The sequence below is a fragment of the Micromonospora sp. WMMD1155 genome, assembly GCF_029581275.1.
In the GTDB taxonomy this organism is placed as follows: Bacteria; Actinomycetota; Actinomycetes; order Mycobacteriales; family Micromonosporaceae; genus Micromonospora.
Map to the genome: position 1 here is coordinate 7048498 of NZ_CP120742.1, position 17478 is coordinate 7065975.

Here is a 17478-nt window from a genome sequence, read left to right on the forward strand (position 1 = left end):
AGGCCGTCGTCGCTCGACGCCTCAGCCGTCCTCGTCAGGAAAAGGATCTCCGGCAACCTGCGGCTGCTCCGACAACCACCGATCGCCGGCGCTGACCCTGATCTCATGGACGATCTCGTCGGGCAGAGCCGCCCTGGTGATCTCCGGGAGTCCGTCCAACCAGGCGTTGAGCTGATGCGGCAGACCAGGGTAGCCGGCGAGTTTCCACAGGCTGCGGGCGGCGAAGACCTCCAGGACCACCGGCACGAGTTGCAGATCGCCCGCGGCGTCGTCGAGCAGGTCGTTGACGAAGTCCTGGATCACCCAGGCGGGGGGCAGGGCGTCGTTATGGTCGCTGGACATCATCACGAACAGGGCTTGGCGCACCAAGGCCCGGCGGTGGCTCTCCAGTCCCGGCCCCAGCCGGACCAGGGCGCGCAGGAAGCGCCGGATGATCGCGGGTCCCGCCGCGGGATCGTTGTCGATCATCCTGAGCAGTCCGTAGAAGGACTCGGGGTCCAGGTGACCGTCGCGGGCGGAGAGGTGGCTCAGCAGGAGTTCGGTATAGCGGATACGGTCGGTGATCGATCCATGGCGCTCCAGCGTGTCGATCAGCGCGTAGTACTGCCCGTCGCGCACCTGGTCGTCGCGCGCGAGCAGCAGCGTCAGGAGACCGCGCACCGGGGCCTCGTCGCTGCCGCCCGGGAGGAACCCCTCCGCGTTCAGCGCGGCGACGATCGGCTCGACGGCGCGCAGCAGTACCGCCAGCTCCGGCTCCTGGACCAGGCTGTTCGTCCTGATCAGGTCGTGGACGAGGCCGTCTGGGGCCTCGGTGTGCTCGCGGCGGCGGCGCAGTGTGAGCCCCGGGGCCGCCTCGACCACCTCGATCTCGTCGCTGACGACGTGTACGGCGGTGTGGCCCCCGGCTGCCAGCCAGAACTGGGCGAGCCGGTGCCAGCGCACGCGCAGTTCGTCCGGGTCGGCCACATCGAAGGCGACGGCGAGTGGGAGTTCTCCACCGGGCGCCAGGAGCACCGCCAGGAGGAGCAGATTCGCGCTGTAGAAAGCCATCCGCTCGGCAACGTTGCCCCTCGTCGGCCGGTAGTCCGCGAATGCCTGCCAGGCGATCGAGTCGAAGCACCCTCGGAACGCCTCGAGAAGCTGGTCGTAGACCCCTGCCCGGTCGGTCATGACGGTTGCCAGGTGCTCGAAGTAGACGACGATCTGGGCGCGCTCGGCCAGGATCGCGTGCGAGAGGATCGCTGCCAGAAGACTGTCGTTGCGGTCCGGTCGCACACTGGTCAAAGTGCGGGAGATCGGCGGTCGGGGTAGGGCCCGGGCGACGAACCAGGCGACGAGGTACTCGCCGAAGGTGGCGTGCAGGAATTCGTACGTGCGCAGAGTGTCGGCGTATCGAGCGGTCGCCACGTGCACGAAGAAGAACCTGCCGACCAGCCGTTGGGAGCCGGTCTGATGCGCTCGACCCGGGCCGCCGTAAGGGTGCGCGAGAAGTAGTGCCCGCATGTCCTCGTCGAGGTCTTTCTCGGCCACGTACTGGCTACCGCGGTTGAACATCGCCAGGGCGGCGATGGCCAGACGCTCCAGTTCCTCGTCGACGAGTGCGTTGACCTCGGCGTCGGTGAGGTGCGGCCCGTCCTTGCGAACCTCCCGACGGGTGAACGCCCGCAGCAGGCGGTCGTACAGATCCGCGTCGGCGAGCTGACCCGACTCGTCCTGCAGCTTGTTGCCGTCGGCGTCGTAGAGGGCCAGCAGTAACAACAACAGCGGCTGGGCCGCCAGGTGCGGATAGCGGGTCACGACGTCGACCGAGAGGCCGACGAGTTGCCGCTGCCGGAGGTAGTCGGCGTTCGAGCTGTTCCAGGTGTCCAGCCAGTCCGTGATGCGGGCACGGTCGAACGGCTCCAGGCGGACCACCTGCACGCCGGCCGGGATCCGGGCGCGATGAGCGACCACGGTGCGGCTGGTCACCACGACGGCCACCGGTGCATCCCGGATCGCGGCCAGCCGCTGGAACTCGCACATCCGCTCGAGGAAATCGGCTTGGCTGGTAGCGCTGCTCTGCAACAGTTCATCGAATCCGTCGAAGAAGATGACCGGCGTCGCGCTGTCGACACCGGCGGCGAGGTCCGCCCACTCGATGTCGCGCTGCAGTGTCTGCCGCAGGGCGTGTCGGACCTGGTCGACGACCGAGGCGTCGGCCGGTACGGCACGCAGGTCCACCCGCAACGGACGAAAGCCGGTGTCCTGCAGGCGGGCGGCGAACGCCTTGGTGAAGACGGACTTCCCGGACCCAGGGTGCCCCAGCACAAGCATCGGCAGCTCCGTGGCGTCCGGGGAGCTCAGGTACCGGACGAGGAACTTCTGCAGGTCGTCCCGCAGCGCCACCTCGGCGTCCCACCAGTGGTCCTCGGAGACTCGGCTCGCCTCACCGGCGGCGACCACCCGAAAGGCCGGGTTGACGTACGCGGATCCGAGGGTCGGGATCACCAGGTCCGGCGCGGCGCCGTGCTCACCCGGCCGCACCACCGGCCGATCCAGCTCCGCCAGATAGCCGGCGGCCAGCTCTCGCCAGCGCTGGTCCATCCGGCCTGTCGGCTGCACCATCGCCAGGAGCCGGCCGAGTTGGGAGAGCCCTCGGCGGGTCTCCTCGGCGAAACCCGCCGCGGCCGCCCGCGTCGACGTGTACTCCCACTCGACGATCCAGAACCCGAAGATCGGGCTCTCGTGCGCCAACTCCCGCACATACGACTCGTATCTCTCGAGCGCGAGACCGGGCACTGTCTCGGTGAGGTGTTGTTTCAGGCGGGCCTGTTCGGCGGCGGTCAGTTCCTCCACGACGGCGAAGCCGGTGAGGAACCTGTAAAGGTTCGCGCCGAGATCCTCGAACCAGCCGGCAAGCTCACGTCCGAACTCTTCCCGAGGGGTGCAGGCGGCCGGCACCGGAACGACAGCGGTGAGCAGTTCGGCGACCTCGCCGGACCGGGCCCGCATGAGGTTCTGCTCGTCCTCGGAGGTCAGGCCGACCCGAGACACTACCGAACCGGCGCTGACCTCGTCGAAGAAGGCCGCGGTGACCAGAACGGTGTGGGTGGCGATCATGAGGCTGGACCGGGCCCGCGGTGGACCGGCCCGCAGGGCACCACCCGCCCGGCCCCGCACGTCCCGGATCAGCCGGATGAGATCGTTCTTGGGATCGAACAGTCCGATCGCGCCGGTCAGTAGCAGGACGCCACTCAGGACGTGGTCGAGGCTTTTGAGCAGCTTGCCGTCGTCATTCGCCAGCAGACGGACGGCGTCCGCGAAGCGCGTGGGTCTGGCCATGCCTCATTGCATCAGAACGCTATCGCGTCGTCACGAGCTGTTCTCGGCCGGGATCTCGACGATCGGCGGGACCTGACAACCGGCCCGCGCCACGGCAGAGGCCGCTCGTCCGAGGTGAGATCAGCCGACGTGCTGAGCCAGGAGGCCGGGTCGTGACGGCAAGGCACAGACGCTCGTCACCGACGCAAACCCAACCGACGGCAGTAGCTGAGAGAATCGCCGCGACCGAGCACCCGCGACCGCAGATGTCCCCATCCCACGGCAGGAGGCGCCCGCCGATGAGAGGCCGTTACGCCAACCTGAACCGGATCCGCACGCTGGACCCCGAGCGCGACTACCTGGACATCTACCAGACCATGCTGCGTTACGAGTTCCCGTGGGACATGAAGCTCGGCCTCAACCTGGCTTTCAACCGGTCCTTCTCGATCCCCGCCATCGCCGCCGTGCACACGGCCACCGGTGAGCTGACCGAACGCACCCAGAAGCGGATCGACGACACCGGCCTGCTTATGTACGAGATGGTGCTCAACGGCTTCGAGCAACCCCGTGGTCGGGACGCGTTGCGACGCGTCAACCAGATCCACCGCCCCTACGACATCAGCGACGACGACTTCCGCTACGTCCTCGGCTGCCTGGTGGTCGTCCCGACCCGGTGGCTGCAGGAGTACGGTTGGCGCCCGCCCTGCTGCCACGAGCGCCAGGCCACGTACCTGTTCTACCGGGAGCTCGGGCGGCGGATGGGCATCACGGACATCCCCGGGTCGTACCACGAGTTCGAGACCTGGTTCACCGCCCACGACGCGGCTCACCTGCAGCCGAACGACGACGCGGCGGCCATCGAACGGGCCACCCGCATGCTGATGCTCGACCGGATCCCCCGCCTGTTCGCACCGCTGGGCAACGCGCTGGTCAGTGCCATGTACGACGCGCCGCTGCGGCGCGCGATGCGAGTCGACGCGCCGCCGTGGCCGGTCCGGGTCGGCCTACGTGTGGCGCTGAAGCTGCGCTCCCGGTCGCAACGGTGGTTCGGGGCGCCCCGGACGACGGCACTGTTCGCCGACGGGATCAAGACCAAGAGCTACCCCGAGGGGTACGAGATCAGCCGGCTCGGTCCGCAGCAGGACCGTGCCGGCTGAGCGTCAGCAGCATGTCAGCCGACCCCGAGGGTGGCAGCGAGCTTGGCGATCGTGGTCGGGGCGCGCGGGTCGCGGGCAACCTCGGCAAGGATGTCCCGGGCGACGGGCCGGTGCGTGATCTCGGCCGGTGCGGTGCGCTCGGCCTGCACCAGCAACCGAGCGGCATTGGCCACATCATCAGCGTGCAGATGGGCACGCGCGACGTCGAGCAGGTGCGCGGCGCGGTGTTCTGCTGGCAACCACCGCCAGCCGTCCCGCCCGGCGGCCTTGTCGTGCCAGCGGATCGCGGCATGGAAGTCGCCGGCCTCCACGGCTGCGGCGGCACGAGCCACCTCGACGGCGGTCGGCCCGAACGCGGTGCGGTGATGATCGTGCCCGTCGCCGACGCGCTCTGCCATGCCGGCGGCCTCGTCGATCAGGTCGGTGACGGCGGCCTTGTTCCCGTCGTGCGTAACTGCCAGTGCAGCTTCGAGGAGCAGGGTTCCGCACAGGGACAGCTCCGCCGGTGTGCCGTTCTCCACCTCGCGCGGGGCGATCCGGTACGCGGCGGCGAGCAGCACCGACTTCGCCTCCCGCGCCCGCCCTGACGTGCGCAGCACCTGGCCGAGATGCACGGCTGCGGCGGCCACTGACTCCGGCTCGCCGGTGGCGGCGAGCATCGCCCGGTCGGTGGCCAACCACGCAAGCCCGAGATCCCCGAGCTTGACCAGCAGAGCAGCCGTGACCCGGTACGCCTCCACCAGCGGCACCCGGCCCGCCGCCGAGGCTTGCGCGTGAGTGCGCTGCGCATTGGTGAGCAGGTCCGGCAGCAAGTTGATCACCTGCGGGTAGCGGCCGTGCTGAAACGTCGTCCACGCATACTCCACATCCCGCAGCATCCGGTCCACCGGCAACACCGGCCGGTGACCCGCCGGCTGGCCCAACGGGATCTCGTACCGCGCCAACGCCGCCCTGACTCGGTCGACGCCCTCTACGCAGTCGGTCGCCTCTACCGGCGCGACATCGCGGCCGACCAGCACGGCGGCGTCGATCCTCAGCACGCGGGCGATCTCTTGGAGCGTCGACAGCTTGTCGAGCGACCGCACACCACGTTCGACCTTGTCGACCCAGCTCTTCGACTTGCCGAGCCGGTCGGCGAACACCTGCTGCGACAGCTTCCGTCGCCCCCGCCAGTACGCCACCCGCCGCCCCACGGGCAACAGTTCAACGTTGCCCATGACGCCGACTCCGATCCGGCCTCGCCCGGGTCGTCTCCTCGGCCGGTATCCGATCCGCCTCGGCCTCGGCGAGAAGGCGTCGCTTGGCCGCCTCCCGCTCGGCCGCCTGGATCTGCTCGCCTCGGCTCACCGCCGGCTCGCCGCCGTCACCCGCCATCTCCACCTCCGTCAGCAGAAGCACGACGGCACCCGCGACCGTCGCACGTTCACACTGACGTCGCTATGTCGCCGACTGCGACGGCACGAGATACGACAACTCGACCACATTGCCGACGACATTCAGGCGACATGACGCTATCGTGGCGGTCATGGCCGCCCCCAACACCGCCCTCCGCGCCGTCCGTACCGGGATGCGCATGAGCCAGGACGATTTCGCCCGCGCGCTCCAGGCCGCCGGCCACCGCGTCGGTGAGCCCAACGACGCCAACAAGAGACTCGTCCAGCGATGGGAGTCCGGCGCGATCGCTGCGCCCCGACCCGTCTACGCCCGCGCCCTGGAAGTCGTCACCGGCCTACCCATCTCGCTGCTGGGCTTCGCCGCGGTGCCCGGCGGGGAGGTCGCCGACGACGAACACGGCGGCCATGACATGACCTCCCCCATGTCCAACCTGGCCACGCCGACGCCGACGTCCAAGCCCGCCACGGCCCACAGGTCGTACGAGGGTGTGTGGCTCAGCCGCTATCAGTACTACTCCAGCGGGCGGGGCGACTCCTTCGCCGGACAGCACTTCGTGGTACTGCTCCAGCACGGCGATCGACTGACCGCGCGCAGCCTGCCCGGCTCGGCGGCGTCGTCCCTCTCGCTGGACCTGACCGTGGACGGTGCCGTCGTCACCGGCACCTGGGTGGAGCAGACCGACCCGGCCGGCTACTACCGTGGCGCCCGCTATCACGGTGCGATCCAGCTCCTCGCCGAGCCCACGGGTCGACGGATGGCCGGGAAGTGGGTCGGGTTCGGCAAGGACATGGACGTCAACACCGGGCCGTGGGAGCTTGTCTTCCAGGACGCCTCGACGTCCAAGGCAACGCTCGATCGCTACAACATGTCCGCGACGTAGCGCACGAGAGTCACGTGCCTCCGACCCCTCGCTTGTAAGTTCTGGGCGCGTCGTCCGGCGGGGTCCATCCGCAGGCGCGACCTCGGACGGCTGTCTGCGTCCGGCCGCCGGCGGCTGCCCTCCTCTAGGCACGTTGCTGTCACCGCTGCTGTCAGCGACCTCCGTGGGTCTGTGGATCTAACGGTGTTTCCGGCCTGACCCATCGGGCGTTGTGCCTGGTGAGGAGGGTGCCGTGATGACCGCGACACTGAACGACCAGAGCGGACGTAAGAAGCGGGCGGAGCCGTCGGCGGAGGCGAAGGCCGCTGCGGAGCTGGTCCGGGCCGCGAAGGAGCAAGGGCTGTCGTTGACCGGCCCGGACGGGTTGCTCAAGCAGTTGACCAAGACGGTCCTGGAGACCGCGTTGAACGAGGAGATGACCGAGCACCTCGGCTATGAGAAACATGAGTCGGCTGGGGTGGAGTCGGGCAACGTCCGCAACGGCACCAGGGCGAAGACGGTGTTGACCGACGCGTCGGGGCCGGTGCAGATCGACGTGCCGCGGGACCGGGCCGGCACGTTCGAGCCGCAGATCGTCCGGAAGAGGCAGCGGCGCCTGTCCGGGGTCGACGAAGTCGTGTTGTCGTTGTATGCCAAGGGTTTGACCACGGGGGAGATCTCGGCGCATTTCGCGGAGATCTACGGGGCTTCGGTGTCGAAGGAGACGATCTCGCGGATCACCGACAAGGTGATCGAGGAGATGACCGACTGGTCGCACCGGCCCCTGGATGAGATCTACGCCGCCGTGTTCATCGACGCGATCGTGGTCAAGGTCCGCGACGGGCAGGTCGCCAACCGGCCCTTCTACGCCGCGATCGGGGTCACGCTCGACGGGGAGAAGGACATCCTCGGGTTGTGGGCCGGCTCGGGTGGTGAGGGTGCGAAGTTCTGGATGAGTGTGCTGACCGACCTGCGTAACCGGGGCGTGAAGGACGTGTTCTTCCTCGTCTGCGACGGCCTGAAGGGCCTGCCGGAGGTGGTGACGAACGTGTGGCCGGCTACGATCGTGCAGACGTGCATCATCCATCTGATCCGTAACACGTTCCGGCTCACCTCCCGCAAGTACTGGGACGCGCTCAAGCACGACATCAAGCCGATCTACACCGCTGTCAACGCCACCGCGGCCCGGGCGGCGTTCGAGGACCTGGCCGAGAAGTGGGGCGGCCGGTATCCGGCGGTGATCCGCTTGTGGGACAACGCGTGGGCGGAGTTCATCCCGTTCCTCGACTACGACGTCGAAATCCGGCGGGTGATCTGCTCGACCAACGCGATCGAGTCGCTCAACGCCCGCTACCGCCGGGCCGTGAAAGCCCGCGGCCACTTCCCCAACGAACAGGCCGCGTTGAAGTGTCTGTACCTGGTGACCCGATCGTTGGACCCCACCGGAGCAGGCAGAACCCGATGGACGATGCGCTGGAAACCCGCCCTGAACGCCTTCGCCATCACCTTCAGCGACCGCTTCCCAGCCGCTGAAACCTACTAACCAAGATCGCCGGAAACACCCTTAGCGAGACAGGCCCACCTCCGTGGGAGAAGCGATCAGATAGAACCGCTTCGGATCGACCTTCACACTGACTTCCTGCATCGCTGGCACCACAACTACCCTACGTAGTTCAGGCTTTCCACTGCGTTGCGGGTGCGTTACGGTCGTGCCTGTCTATGGTGGACCTTCGGAGGACGCATGGCGCGACGTAAGGGCCTGATTGCTCAGATGCTCGATGCGCGCAAGCAGGCCAAGAAGCTCCAGGCGCAAGCGGAGGCGCGCTGGCACCGCGAGTTGGTTGCCGAGCAAAAGCGCCAGGAGGCGGAGGCACGCCGCGGGGCTAAGCAAGCCGAGGCTGCGGCCAAGAAGGCCGAGGTGGCACGCCTGAGGCATGATGCGCAGGCGAAGCGGCTGGCCGATCAATCGGCGGCGAAGGCAGCGCGAGAGGCTGCCCAACGCGAGCGTGCTGAGGAACGACGCCTAGCTGCCGACGCTCGCGAAAAGGCGCACAAGGCAGCCGCCGCGAAGCGCCTGGCGGAGCGGGAGGTACACGCCCAGAAGATGGCAGAGGCCGAGTTCCGGACCGAGGCCGTCAGCACGAGGATTGCTGAGTATGCACAGCTGCTAGCCCAAAAAAACAGGCGGGCTGCCGAGTCTGACCTCGAACTTAGGGCGGCTTTGTCGAACGGCGGACCATCTGCGTTTGTTGAGCGTCTACAACACGTCCTCGCTCAGTCTCGATACCCGGAGGGCCTGACAGGCAAGGCCGCCGCTCACTATGACCCTGCCTCCAGGGAGCTGCTTATCGAGTACGAGCTACCACTACGAGACGTCGTGCCCACCGTGGTCGGTTATCGATACACGACGGCGAAGGGAATGGTTGCTATACCTCGCAAGGAGCCCGAGACTAAGAAGCTGTACGGTGACGTCCTTGCACGGCTGACATTGCGCACCATTGCCGAGACTTTCGAGGCGACTTCTCAGGACCTCGTCACCGGCATCGTCTTCAACGGCTATGCCTCAACCAAGGACAAGGCGACTGGCCGCGCCATTCGTCCGTTGCTGATGAGCGTGGGTGCCGAGCGGGACCAGTTTGCCGTTGTGCAGCTCGATGAGCCAGAGCTGGACCCGGTTCTGTGCCTTCGCAGCCACCTGAACGCCATCGTTTCCCCGCACCCGTACGACCTAGAAGGCGTCAGGCCAGTAGTCTCCTTCGACCTTTCAAAATACAAGTTCGTTGACGAGATGGACGTCGTCGCCAGCTTGGATAGCCGAACGGACCTACTAACACTCTCTCCCGGAGAGTTCGAGCATCTCATCCGCCGTCTGTTCGAGAGCATCGGCATGAAGTCCTGGGTCACGCAAGCCTCCAAGGACGAAGGAGTCGATGGCGTCGCTGTCAATGAGGATCCAATCGTCGGCGGGCTTTGCATCATCCAGGCCAAGCGTTACAGCAAAATTGTCGGCCTTGAAGCCGTCCACGCTCTTGCCGGCGTGATGGATCACAAGCGGGCCGCCAAGGGCGTTCTCGTTACTACTTCGTGGGTGGGCAAGGCGAGCCGCGACTTCGCCGCCGCGAACGGACGCATCGAAATTATCGAAGGCCGTAATCTCAAACACATGCTGAAAGAACACCTTGGCCTAGACGTCCTAATCGGCCTGCAAAAGATTCCGCCGGGCTGGAACAGGGCAGACTTGGAGTAAGGCATCCTCATCCGGACCGGATGGGGCCCTCGCTTGCAGGCTCTGAGCCTTCGTCTACTAACGTCCGCCACCTCGGGCGCTCGTTCGTGCGCTGCCGTCGCCAGCTGTCGGCGCTGCTGTTACCGCCCTGGAGACACACGGTTTAAGAAGGAGATAGCGCGTGACCGTGGTCGGGCTGGTCTATCAGGAGAAACGTCCGCCTCGCAGGCAGCGCCACCCGTGATCATTCCGTGCCGGTTCCGGATCTTGCGATACTGGCTGACTTGCTCACTACGAGTCAGTCCCCCGGCACTGGTTCATTCCCTGGCCCTCATGGACATGTCGGAGCCCTCGGTCAAAGTGGCGTTAGCCGTAGCTGCCCTGGATGGTCGTCATGTCCGGGCCGGTGGCCCACCACTCTTCCACGAAGTCGGGTACCAATCGGCGGGAGCGGCCGGCCACGCGTTCTCGTTCCCATCGTTGATGCTCAGCCTCACGTTCCCGTCGCCAGCGCTCCTTCTCACGCCTCTTTGACCAAATTTGCCCGAATATCGCGGCACCGAGTGTGCCCAGAACACCGAGCACAGCAACAGCTAACGGGACCCATAGGGGAATCGATCCGCGCCCATAGCAAGGCACCCTACCGGCGATTACCTGCCATCGCGTCTGCCGTCGACCCGCCCTCCTGGGAGCGGGCCGCCACCCGGCCCGCCACGTCAAGACGGCCTTGACACGCGGACGGACGCTGGCGGGTCGGGTGGCGGTCTGCTCGTGCCACACAGGTCTAAAGAACGAGACTCTCGATCGGCGAGAGAGAAGCTGAACCAGCGGCACGCGAGTACTTCCAGCCCCACCACTGATCGCCGGGCAGGATGGCCCCATTGTATAGATACACTCTCTGACTGTAGTCCGTGACCAGGTCACCATCGGTGTTGTCGCTCCAGATATAGCCGGACGACACCCTCCACCGGAACTCGATTATGGATCCATCGCAGGAGGCGCTGATTACCCGGGAGATGGTCACTTGCTTCAGGCAGCGCCCGGTCGCCTCGTTCTGCAGCATGAAGGTTCCCGGGTAGGCAGCGAGATTCTGCATTCGCCACCTTTGCGGCCCGTTACAGCCGGTAAAGGTGTAGACGCTGGTGCTGAAGTCGGTGGCCAGGCACTGCTGTGTTGCCGCGTTGGTGAGATAGTTCCACGCCGTATAGGTATCGGCGCTAGCCGGTGCGGCGGACGAAACGACCAGGGCGCCAGCCGCTGCGACGCTAGCCAGCAGTCCAGCAGCAATACGGCGTAGTCGGCGCTTCATAGCAAATCTCATGCCTCTCACTCTCTGCTCATCCGGACGGACGCATCCATGATCACAAGCATGACAGTCTCCACCACCTTTCGCTGTCCCGTCTGCCGTCGACCCGCCCTCTGGGGAGCGGGCTACCGCCCGGCCCGCCACGTCAAGACGACCTTGACGCACGGTCGGACGCTGGTGGGTCGGTCGGTGGTCTGCTCGGCTTGCCTGGGTCGATGGCCGGCGGGATGGCTTGCGCAACCACTCACGGCCGCAACGCGCCGACGGGGTTGCAACCATCCCGGAGCCCGAGCGCCCGCGCCGGAGGCGCAGTAACCGCAACCCCGCTAGCCGCCGCCAGCTCGCCGACGCGGCCAGCGTGCGCTCCCCTACGCCACGCCGGCTCGTGGCCGCGCGGCCCGGCCGGCTGCCGGTCCATCACCCCCGGCCAACGCCCTCTGTGGTTCTGCGGCGGCCCCTTGGGCTTCTCGCTTCCGCGCAGCCGCCGGGCGTGTTGCGTGCCCGGAGTCGGAGCGCCAGCGAAGCGACGGGCGCGCGCCCCTGTTCTAGAGGAAACCGAGCTGACGCGCCGCATCCTGGTGAACCGAAACGAGTTCAGCAAGCGGGATCAGCTTGCGGGACACCGCCGAGAGATCCTTGCCCTCCCGAGTCCAGGGCGTTGGCAATGCGCTGATCCCCTGATCCAGGGCAACGTTGGCCACCTCGGCTTCCCACCCTGGCCAGCGCAAGCCTTCATAGAAGCCAGTCAGTGCACCCGTGAGCATCGCCTCCAGCCAGTCGCCATACCCAAGCTCAAGGTTCTGCCAAGCCAGGTCCTCCGGGCCGAAGTAATGCACCGTCGGCCTCGCGGCCGGCTCCGCCTGCAACCACGCGAACTGCCCGCCCATCACGTCGAAAGCGACGACCAGACGACCAGCCCCCGGGACTATCTCGGCCGCCACATCCGGCAGCCCGTCGTGCCCACCGCCGAGCACCCGAAGCCAACCGTGATCGATCACCAGCCCGCCGCTGTTGGCGACCACCGCCCCGAGCCACGACCTGGTCGTGATTTCCAGGGCCGCCAGACAGGCTGCCGCCTGCTGCGGATCGGCCGGCAGCACCTCCACCGGATACGGAGCCGCCGCCACCAGCGCCGAAACTTCAGCCCACGCAGACTGTTCCACCCCCTCAGCCTCGCAGGAGGATCCACCCGTGCGACTCTGAGGGCCCGCCGTAAACGAACAAGATCGTCTAGCCGGACGTGTAACCCACGTCCCGAGACCGATCTGTCACGCAGCTCCTGAGCCCCGACATCGCCGGCAGTCCATTGCCGGCAGTCCATGATGACCGCCGGGAGCCGAGCCGCCACGCCGGCACGGCCCCCTCCACACCGGGCAAGAGCCGCCCTTGCGAACGTAGCTGAATGCAAATAGATTGATCTCCGCGAGAACGTGTTGTTCGTGAGCCCTGTTCCCGAGACCGTCGGGTGGTGTGCCTTCATCCGAACGGGGCTGCTCGCGCATTTGATGCGGCAGATGCCGCACCACCAAGTCACACGGGGGTGTCTCTTGAAGTTGCACAGGACGAAGCAGGCAATCGGGGCCACAATGGTGGCGTTGACGCTGATCTGGCCGGCAACCGCCAGCAGCGCGGCGGTAACCGACGAGACGGCGACGAATTCATCCTTTGTCACCGATGACGAGACTCGGGGAATGCTGCAGGCGCTGCAGGCCGAGGTAAACCGGCGCACGACGCTGTCCGCGACGGGCTCCGTCTGCTACGCCGTTCACCTTCAAAACATCGACGGTTGGCTCTACCCGTATTGCGATGGGCAGATCGCCGGCACCACCGGCCAGAATCGACAGATCGAGGCGTTCGCCGTCGCCGGCACGGGCGGCGTCTGCTATTCCGCCCACGTGCAGAACATCGGTTGGCAATCAGAACGCTGCGACAACGAGGATGCTGGCACCATGGGCAGGAACCTCCAGTTGGAGGCCTTCAAGGTCAAGGCCACCGGGGCAATCCACCGAATCTGCTACGAGGCCCATGTGCAGAACCTCGGCTGGCAGGGGCAGCGTTGCGACGGTCAGGTGGCCGGCACCGTCGGGCAGAACCGCCAGATTGAGGCAATGACCATCCAAATGAAGTAACACGCGGGGTGTGGTCGCGGGGCCGGCGGCCCCGCGACCGCGCCGTGGCGGCTCGTCGACCGCGGTGCATCGGCCCGTCCTGCTCGGCACCGAAGGGATCCCGATGGCCGACCCGGCATCTCGGTCGGACCCGTCGCTGCTGTCCGACAACGGCCTACCGGCTACGTCCGGCGATTCCGATTGCGGTGGTCCCGCAGCCGAGCAACGGCGCTCCCTGTAGCGACGATGGTGCAGGCACCGAAGGTGAGCGGAACCCACCACGCACCATCGGGGTCTAGCGTCGTGGCGACCGTCAGCCACAGGCACACCAGCGCAAGCAGGAACCACGCGATCGGGAACCAGGGCACACCTTGTCGAGCCGCCAACGCTCACCCCTCATCCAACCAACGATCTTGCGCTAATCCAGATCAGTCTATAGGTGAGGGCGAGCCGCCATCAGCTTGGGAATCACGACCTTCCGGCGTAGAGAACAGAATCCTGACCGCTTCGGTCCGAAGGAACCACCGGCCATCGAGGAACCGCGCCATCAGCAAGGCTGAGCCCGCCGAACGGTCCGTAGGGTCCATGGGCGTCCGGCGCTGGCCGCGCCCGTCGTCACGCAGTTGGTCACTCACGCAGCTAGGGACTCAGGTTGAGACATCGTTCCCGTGTTCGTCGGGAGGGACCGCGAAATCACTGGGCCGTGTCTGCCTCAAGAACTCCGCCCGCTCGGTGAAGAGGTCGATCGCGCGCTGAAGACTGCATGACTCAATCTCGCGGATGGACTTGATCGCCATGATGTTTCGCCGCTGCACGATGAGGTCATCGACCGACTGCCAAGCATCCACCGGGTCATCCTGCAGGAGGACTGTCAGCTTGGGAACCGGATTGATCTACTGGGCCTATCTGCTGGATCAGAACGGCGATGAAGCCCACGGCTTCGTCGACGGAGCCGGCGCAAGCTGGGTGGAATTCGACCCGCACTGGTACGCCAAGCCCTGCTGGGGCGGTTTCGTAAGAACTGGCCGGCCTGCGGCGGGCCCGGGACGACGCCCGGCGGCGTTGACCGCCCCGTGCTGTCCCGGTCGTCGCTCCGGTGGGTCCGCCGCCGACTGAGGTGACGGCACGGCCGCGCTGGGAAGGGTCTTCACCCGTCCCGGGACGTCCCTTAGGGTTCGGCCATGCTGATCGTCGAAGGTGCGGGCCGGTGGACCGCACCCGCCGGGGCCGCCAACGACTGGATCGAACACCTGAGGGTGCCGGACCTGTCGGTCGGGACGTACTGCATCCCGGCCGGTGGTCTCGACGATCAGAGCCCGCACACCGAGGATGAGATCTACGTGGTAACCGCGGGGCGGGCCCGGATCGTGACCCCGGACGGCTCGGCCGAGGTGGGCCCGGGTTCGGTGATCTTCGTGCCGGCCGGCGAGGAGCACCGGTTCGACGAGGTGACCGAGGATCTGGCGCTGCTGGTGGTGTTCGGTCCGGCGTACGGCTCACGCGCCCCTGATCGGCGCGCCGAGTAGCGCGGCCGAGACGGACGCCTACGCACGCACGTCGGAACAGCAGCGACTCTCGACGACGCCGCGCTCCACCCGACCCGGAAGCGCAAGGACAAGGCCGTCGTTCGGGTGCGCCGGTGATCGCCGATGTGGCACCGCCCGCGCGATGGTCAGGCCGAGCGTTCGGCATGGTGTAGCACCTCCGCGACGAGTCGCCTGGTGGCCTCTCCGTGCAGCGTGTAGGTGACCTCTCGACCGCGCCGCTTGCGCCGGATCAACCGAGCGTCCCTGAGGTACCGAAGGTGGCGGGCGATGATCGTCGAATCCGTCGACATGGCCGCCGCCAGCGAGGCCGGCGTCTGGTCGCCGTCCCGCAGCAGCACGAGGATGCGCATCCGGTGCTCGTACGCCATGGCGCGCAGCACGACGACGGCGCGGTCCAGGACGTGCCTCGTCTCGTCGAGGCGATCGGTGCTCATGCCAGTGCCCGCAGGCGGGCGGCCGTGAGTCTGGCGGCGGGGTACGACACGTGCATGCGTTCCTCGGGGGGCGGCCGGTCGACGGTCAGGCCACCGCCGCCAGCGCCGCGTGCCTGCCGCACCGCCAGAGGATTCCGGCCTGGCCGAATCCGGCCTCACGAGCGGCGGCGGTGTGCCACGACACCGGTGCGGTGAACTCGGCCGGTGGGCGGCTGCCGAAGACCGCCTCCCGCTGCGCCAGCAGCGGGCGCAGCACCTCCAGGTCGGCGATGTCGTTCCACCACTGCGCCCAGGCCAACTCCGCGGCGGCCTCGTTCGGGGCGGGATCCAGCGCGCTCATCAGGGACGGGAGTCCGTCGTCGGGCATGAGGTCCGCGACGACGAGCAGTCCGCCGGGGGCCAGGCAGCGTCGCGCGTCGTCGTAGAACGCCCGCACCTGGGACGATGGCAGGTAGTGCAGGGTCATGACCACCGTGATCAGGTCGTGGCCGCCACCCGTTCGGTCCACCCAGCGCGGTGTCGACAGGTCTCCCTCCAACGCCCGCACCTGCCCCGCCAGGGCGCCGCGCGCCAGCGCCAGCAGCACCGGATCGATGTCCATGAGGGTGACCTCGGCACCGGCCCACCGCCGGGCCATCCGCTCGGCCAGCAGCCCGGGACCGCCGCCGAGGTCCAGCACTCGGCGGGGCGCCCGGCCGTGAACGGCCTCGGCGACCCGGCACAGCGTCTCCTCAAGGCCGGCGAGGTACGGCACGAACCCTTCCATGAGCTCTGACCATGTCTCGCGCCACTGGGCTGTCTGCGGTGGGTCGAGCGCGACGCCGGGCGCGCCGGTGGTCGTTGCCATGGGTGCACTCCGGACGACGTACGGACGGGAAGGCTAACGATAACGAGAGCCATTTCCGACAGGATAGGCGAGTCGAGACGGAGGAGCCGGCCAATCGCGGCGTGTCGGTCAATCGCGGTCGAGTTCCATCAGGACCGACAGGAGCCGGTCCACCTCCTCGGCGGTGTTGTAGACGTGCAGGCTCACCCGTACGGATGCCGTCTTCTCGCCCTGGTCGCCCTGACAGTGACCGTCCGCGCGGACCAGGAGTCCGTGCGCGGCCAGGATGAACCCGAGGTCGTTCGAGCCGATCAGGCGGTGCCGGAAGGCCACGATGCCCTGGCGTTGCTGGGTCCGGCTGTCGGCGGCCAGGCTGCTCTGACAGCCCAGCACCTCGACGGTGGACAGCGTGCGCAACCCGTCGGTGAGCCGTGCGCCGAGAGCGGTGTTCCACCGGGCGACGCGATCCAGGCCGGCGGCGTCGAGCCAGTCCAGTGCGGCCACCAGGCTGATGATGCCGCTGGTGTTGGGTGAGCCGAGCCAGCCGGCCGGCGCGTAGGTCGGACCGCGCTGATTGCGCGCCCAGATCGCGCCGGTCCCGGGCAACGCCATCGCCTTGTGCCCGGAGAACACCACGAAGTCGACGTCGGTCGTCGCGGTGGACAGCGGCAGGTGCCCCACGCCCTGCGCGGCGTCGAGGCAGATCGGGACGCTCGGTCCGGCTGCCGCGCGCAGCCGGTGCACGTTCATGTCGTTGCCGTAGACGTGGTGCACGTGGGTCGCGGCGATCAGACGGGTCCGGTCGTTGACCATCGCAGCGAGCCCGGCGGTGTCGTAGTCGTGGGCGTCGTCGTACGGCATGGCCCGGACGTCGATGGACACGCCCTGGTGACGCAGCAGCTCGGCGGCCTCCAGCCAGGGTGCGTTGTTGGCGGCGTGATCGGCGAACGGCACGATGATCTCGTCGCCGTCGCGTAGCTGCGGGGCGAGCCAGTCGCGGGCGACGGCGCGCAGCCCTTCGGTGGTGCCGCTGACGAAGTGCACCCCGGACCGCTGTGGCACCGGGTCGTCGAGGAAGCGGCGCAGTCGGTCGCGGGCCTGCTCGATGCGGGTGGTGGTCCGGTTCGCCCACGGGTACGTGCCCCGCGCGGCGTTGGCGTTGCCCGTCGTCAGGTAGGTCAGGACGGCGTCGAGGACCGCCTGCGGCTTCTGCGAGGTGGCGGCGCTGTCCAGGTACGCCACGTCCGGGTTCGCCGTGATCAGCGGGAACTGACCACGCAGCCCGTCCTGCCACGTGTGCAGCTCGTCGAGAACACCCAT

General features: G+C 67.5%; 15 protein-coding genes. 6 read left to right on the plus strand and 9 right to left on the minus strand.

The window, feature by feature from the left end:
* Positions 1–21: 21 nt before the first annotated feature.
* Positions 22–3321, minus strand: a complete 3300-nt coding sequence (locus tag O7617_RS32255) for an AAA family ATPase (RefSeq protein ID WP_282260363.1) — start codon at positions 3319–3321, stop codon at positions 22–24.
* 278 nt (positions 3322–3599) lie between these two features.
* Here O7617_RS32255 and O7617_RS32260 point away from each other — a divergent pair, with 278 nt between their 5' ends.
* Entirely contained in the window at positions 3600–4457 is an 858-nt protein-coding gene (locus tag O7617_RS32260; RefSeq protein ID WP_282260364.1) for an oxygenase MpaB family protein, read from the plus strand.
* 14 nt (positions 4458–4471) lie between these two features.
* Here O7617_RS32260 and O7617_RS32265 read toward each other — a convergent pair whose 3' ends face one another.
* Positions 4472–5674 (minus strand): helix-turn-helix domain-containing protein, encoded by a 1203-nt coding sequence (locus tag O7617_RS32265; RefSeq protein ID WP_282260365.1) that lies wholly within the window; start codon positions 5672–5674, stop codon positions 4472–4474.
* Positions 5661–5855, minus strand: coding sequence for a hypothetical protein (locus O7617_RS32270; protein WP_282260366.1), 195 nt, complete (start codon positions 5853–5855; stop codon positions 5661–5663). The genes O7617_RS32265 and O7617_RS32270 overlap by 14 nt, the downstream gene beginning before the upstream one ends.
* A 127-nt stretch (positions 5856–5982) precedes the next feature.
* Here O7617_RS32270 and O7617_RS32275 point away from each other — a divergent pair, with 127 nt between their 5' ends.
* From O7617_RS32275 to O7617_RS32285, 3 genes are all read left to right on the plus strand, one after another.
* Positions 5983–6732, plus strand: a complete 750-nt coding sequence (locus O7617_RS32275; protein ID WP_282260367.1) for an XRE family transcriptional regulator — start codon at positions 5983–5985, stop codon at positions 6730–6732.
* Positions 6733–6967: 235 nt separating this feature from the next.
* Positions 6968–8254 (plus strand): IS256 family transposase, encoded by a 1287-nt coding sequence (locus O7617_RS32280; protein WP_282258381.1) that lies wholly within the window; start codon positions 6968–6970, stop codon positions 8252–8254.
* 198 nt (positions 8255–8452) lie between these two features.
* On the plus strand, positions 8453–9958 hold the full coding sequence (locus O7617_RS32285; protein ID WP_282260368.1) for a restriction endonuclease: 1506 nt from the start codon (positions 8453–8455) through the stop codon (positions 9956–9958).
* Positions 9959–10721: 763 nt separating this feature from the next.
* On the opposite strand, the gene O7617_RS32290 is transcribed toward O7617_RS32285, so the two are convergent.
* The gene (locus O7617_RS32290; RefSeq protein WP_282260369.1) at positions 10722–11246 is read right to left on the minus strand and encodes a hypothetical protein; all 525 of its coding nucleotides are present in this window, start codon (positions 11244–11246) and stop codon (positions 10722–10724) included.
* 542 nt (positions 11247–11788) lie between these two features.
* On the minus strand, positions 11789–12406 hold the full coding sequence (locus O7617_RS32295) for a DUF2625 family protein (protein ID WP_282260370.1): 618 nt from the start codon (positions 12404–12406) through the stop codon (positions 11789–11791).
* Positions 12407–12838: 432 nt separating this feature from the next.
* Between O7617_RS32295 and O7617_RS32300 the strand changes: the two genes are divergently transcribed.
* Positions 12839–13372, plus strand: a complete 534-nt coding sequence (locus tag O7617_RS32300) for a hypothetical protein (RefSeq protein WP_282260371.1) — start codon at positions 12839–12841, stop codon at positions 13370–13372.
* Between the two features lie 626 nt (positions 13373–13998).
* Here O7617_RS32300 and O7617_RS32305 read toward each other — a convergent pair.
* Complete coding sequence (locus O7617_RS32305; RefSeq protein ID WP_282260372.1) at positions 13999–14199, minus strand: hypothetical protein; 201 nt, start codon at positions 14197–14199, stop codon at positions 13999–14001.
* 333 nt (positions 14200–14532) lie between these two features.
* Between O7617_RS32305 and O7617_RS32310 the strand changes: the two genes are divergently transcribed.
* Positions 14533–14877 carry a cupin domain-containing protein gene (locus O7617_RS32310; protein WP_282260374.1) on the plus strand — a complete coding sequence of 115 codons (345 nt, stop codon included), beginning with the start codon at positions 14533–14535 and terminating at the stop codon, positions 14875–14877.
* 146 nt (positions 14878–15023) lie between these two features.
* Here O7617_RS32310 and O7617_RS32315 read toward each other — a convergent pair whose 3' ends face one another.
* From O7617_RS32315 to O7617_RS32325, 3 genes are all read right to left on the minus strand, one after another.
* Positions 15024–15332 carry a metalloregulator ArsR/SmtB family transcription factor gene (locus tag O7617_RS32315; RefSeq protein ID WP_282260375.1) on the minus strand — a complete coding sequence of 103 codons (309 nt, stop codon included), beginning with the start codon at positions 15330–15332 and terminating at the stop codon, positions 15024–15026.
* An 85-nt stretch (positions 15333–15417) separates the two neighbouring features.
* A complete protein-coding gene (locus O7617_RS32320) occupies positions 15418–16179 on the minus strand; it encodes a class I SAM-dependent methyltransferase (protein WP_282260376.1) in 762 nt (253 codons plus the stop codon).
* Between the two features lie 108 nt (positions 16180–16287).
* Positions 16288–17478, minus strand: coding sequence for an aminotransferase class V-fold PLP-dependent enzyme (locus O7617_RS32325; RefSeq protein ID WP_282260378.1), 1191 nt, complete (start codon positions 17476–17478; stop codon positions 16288–16290).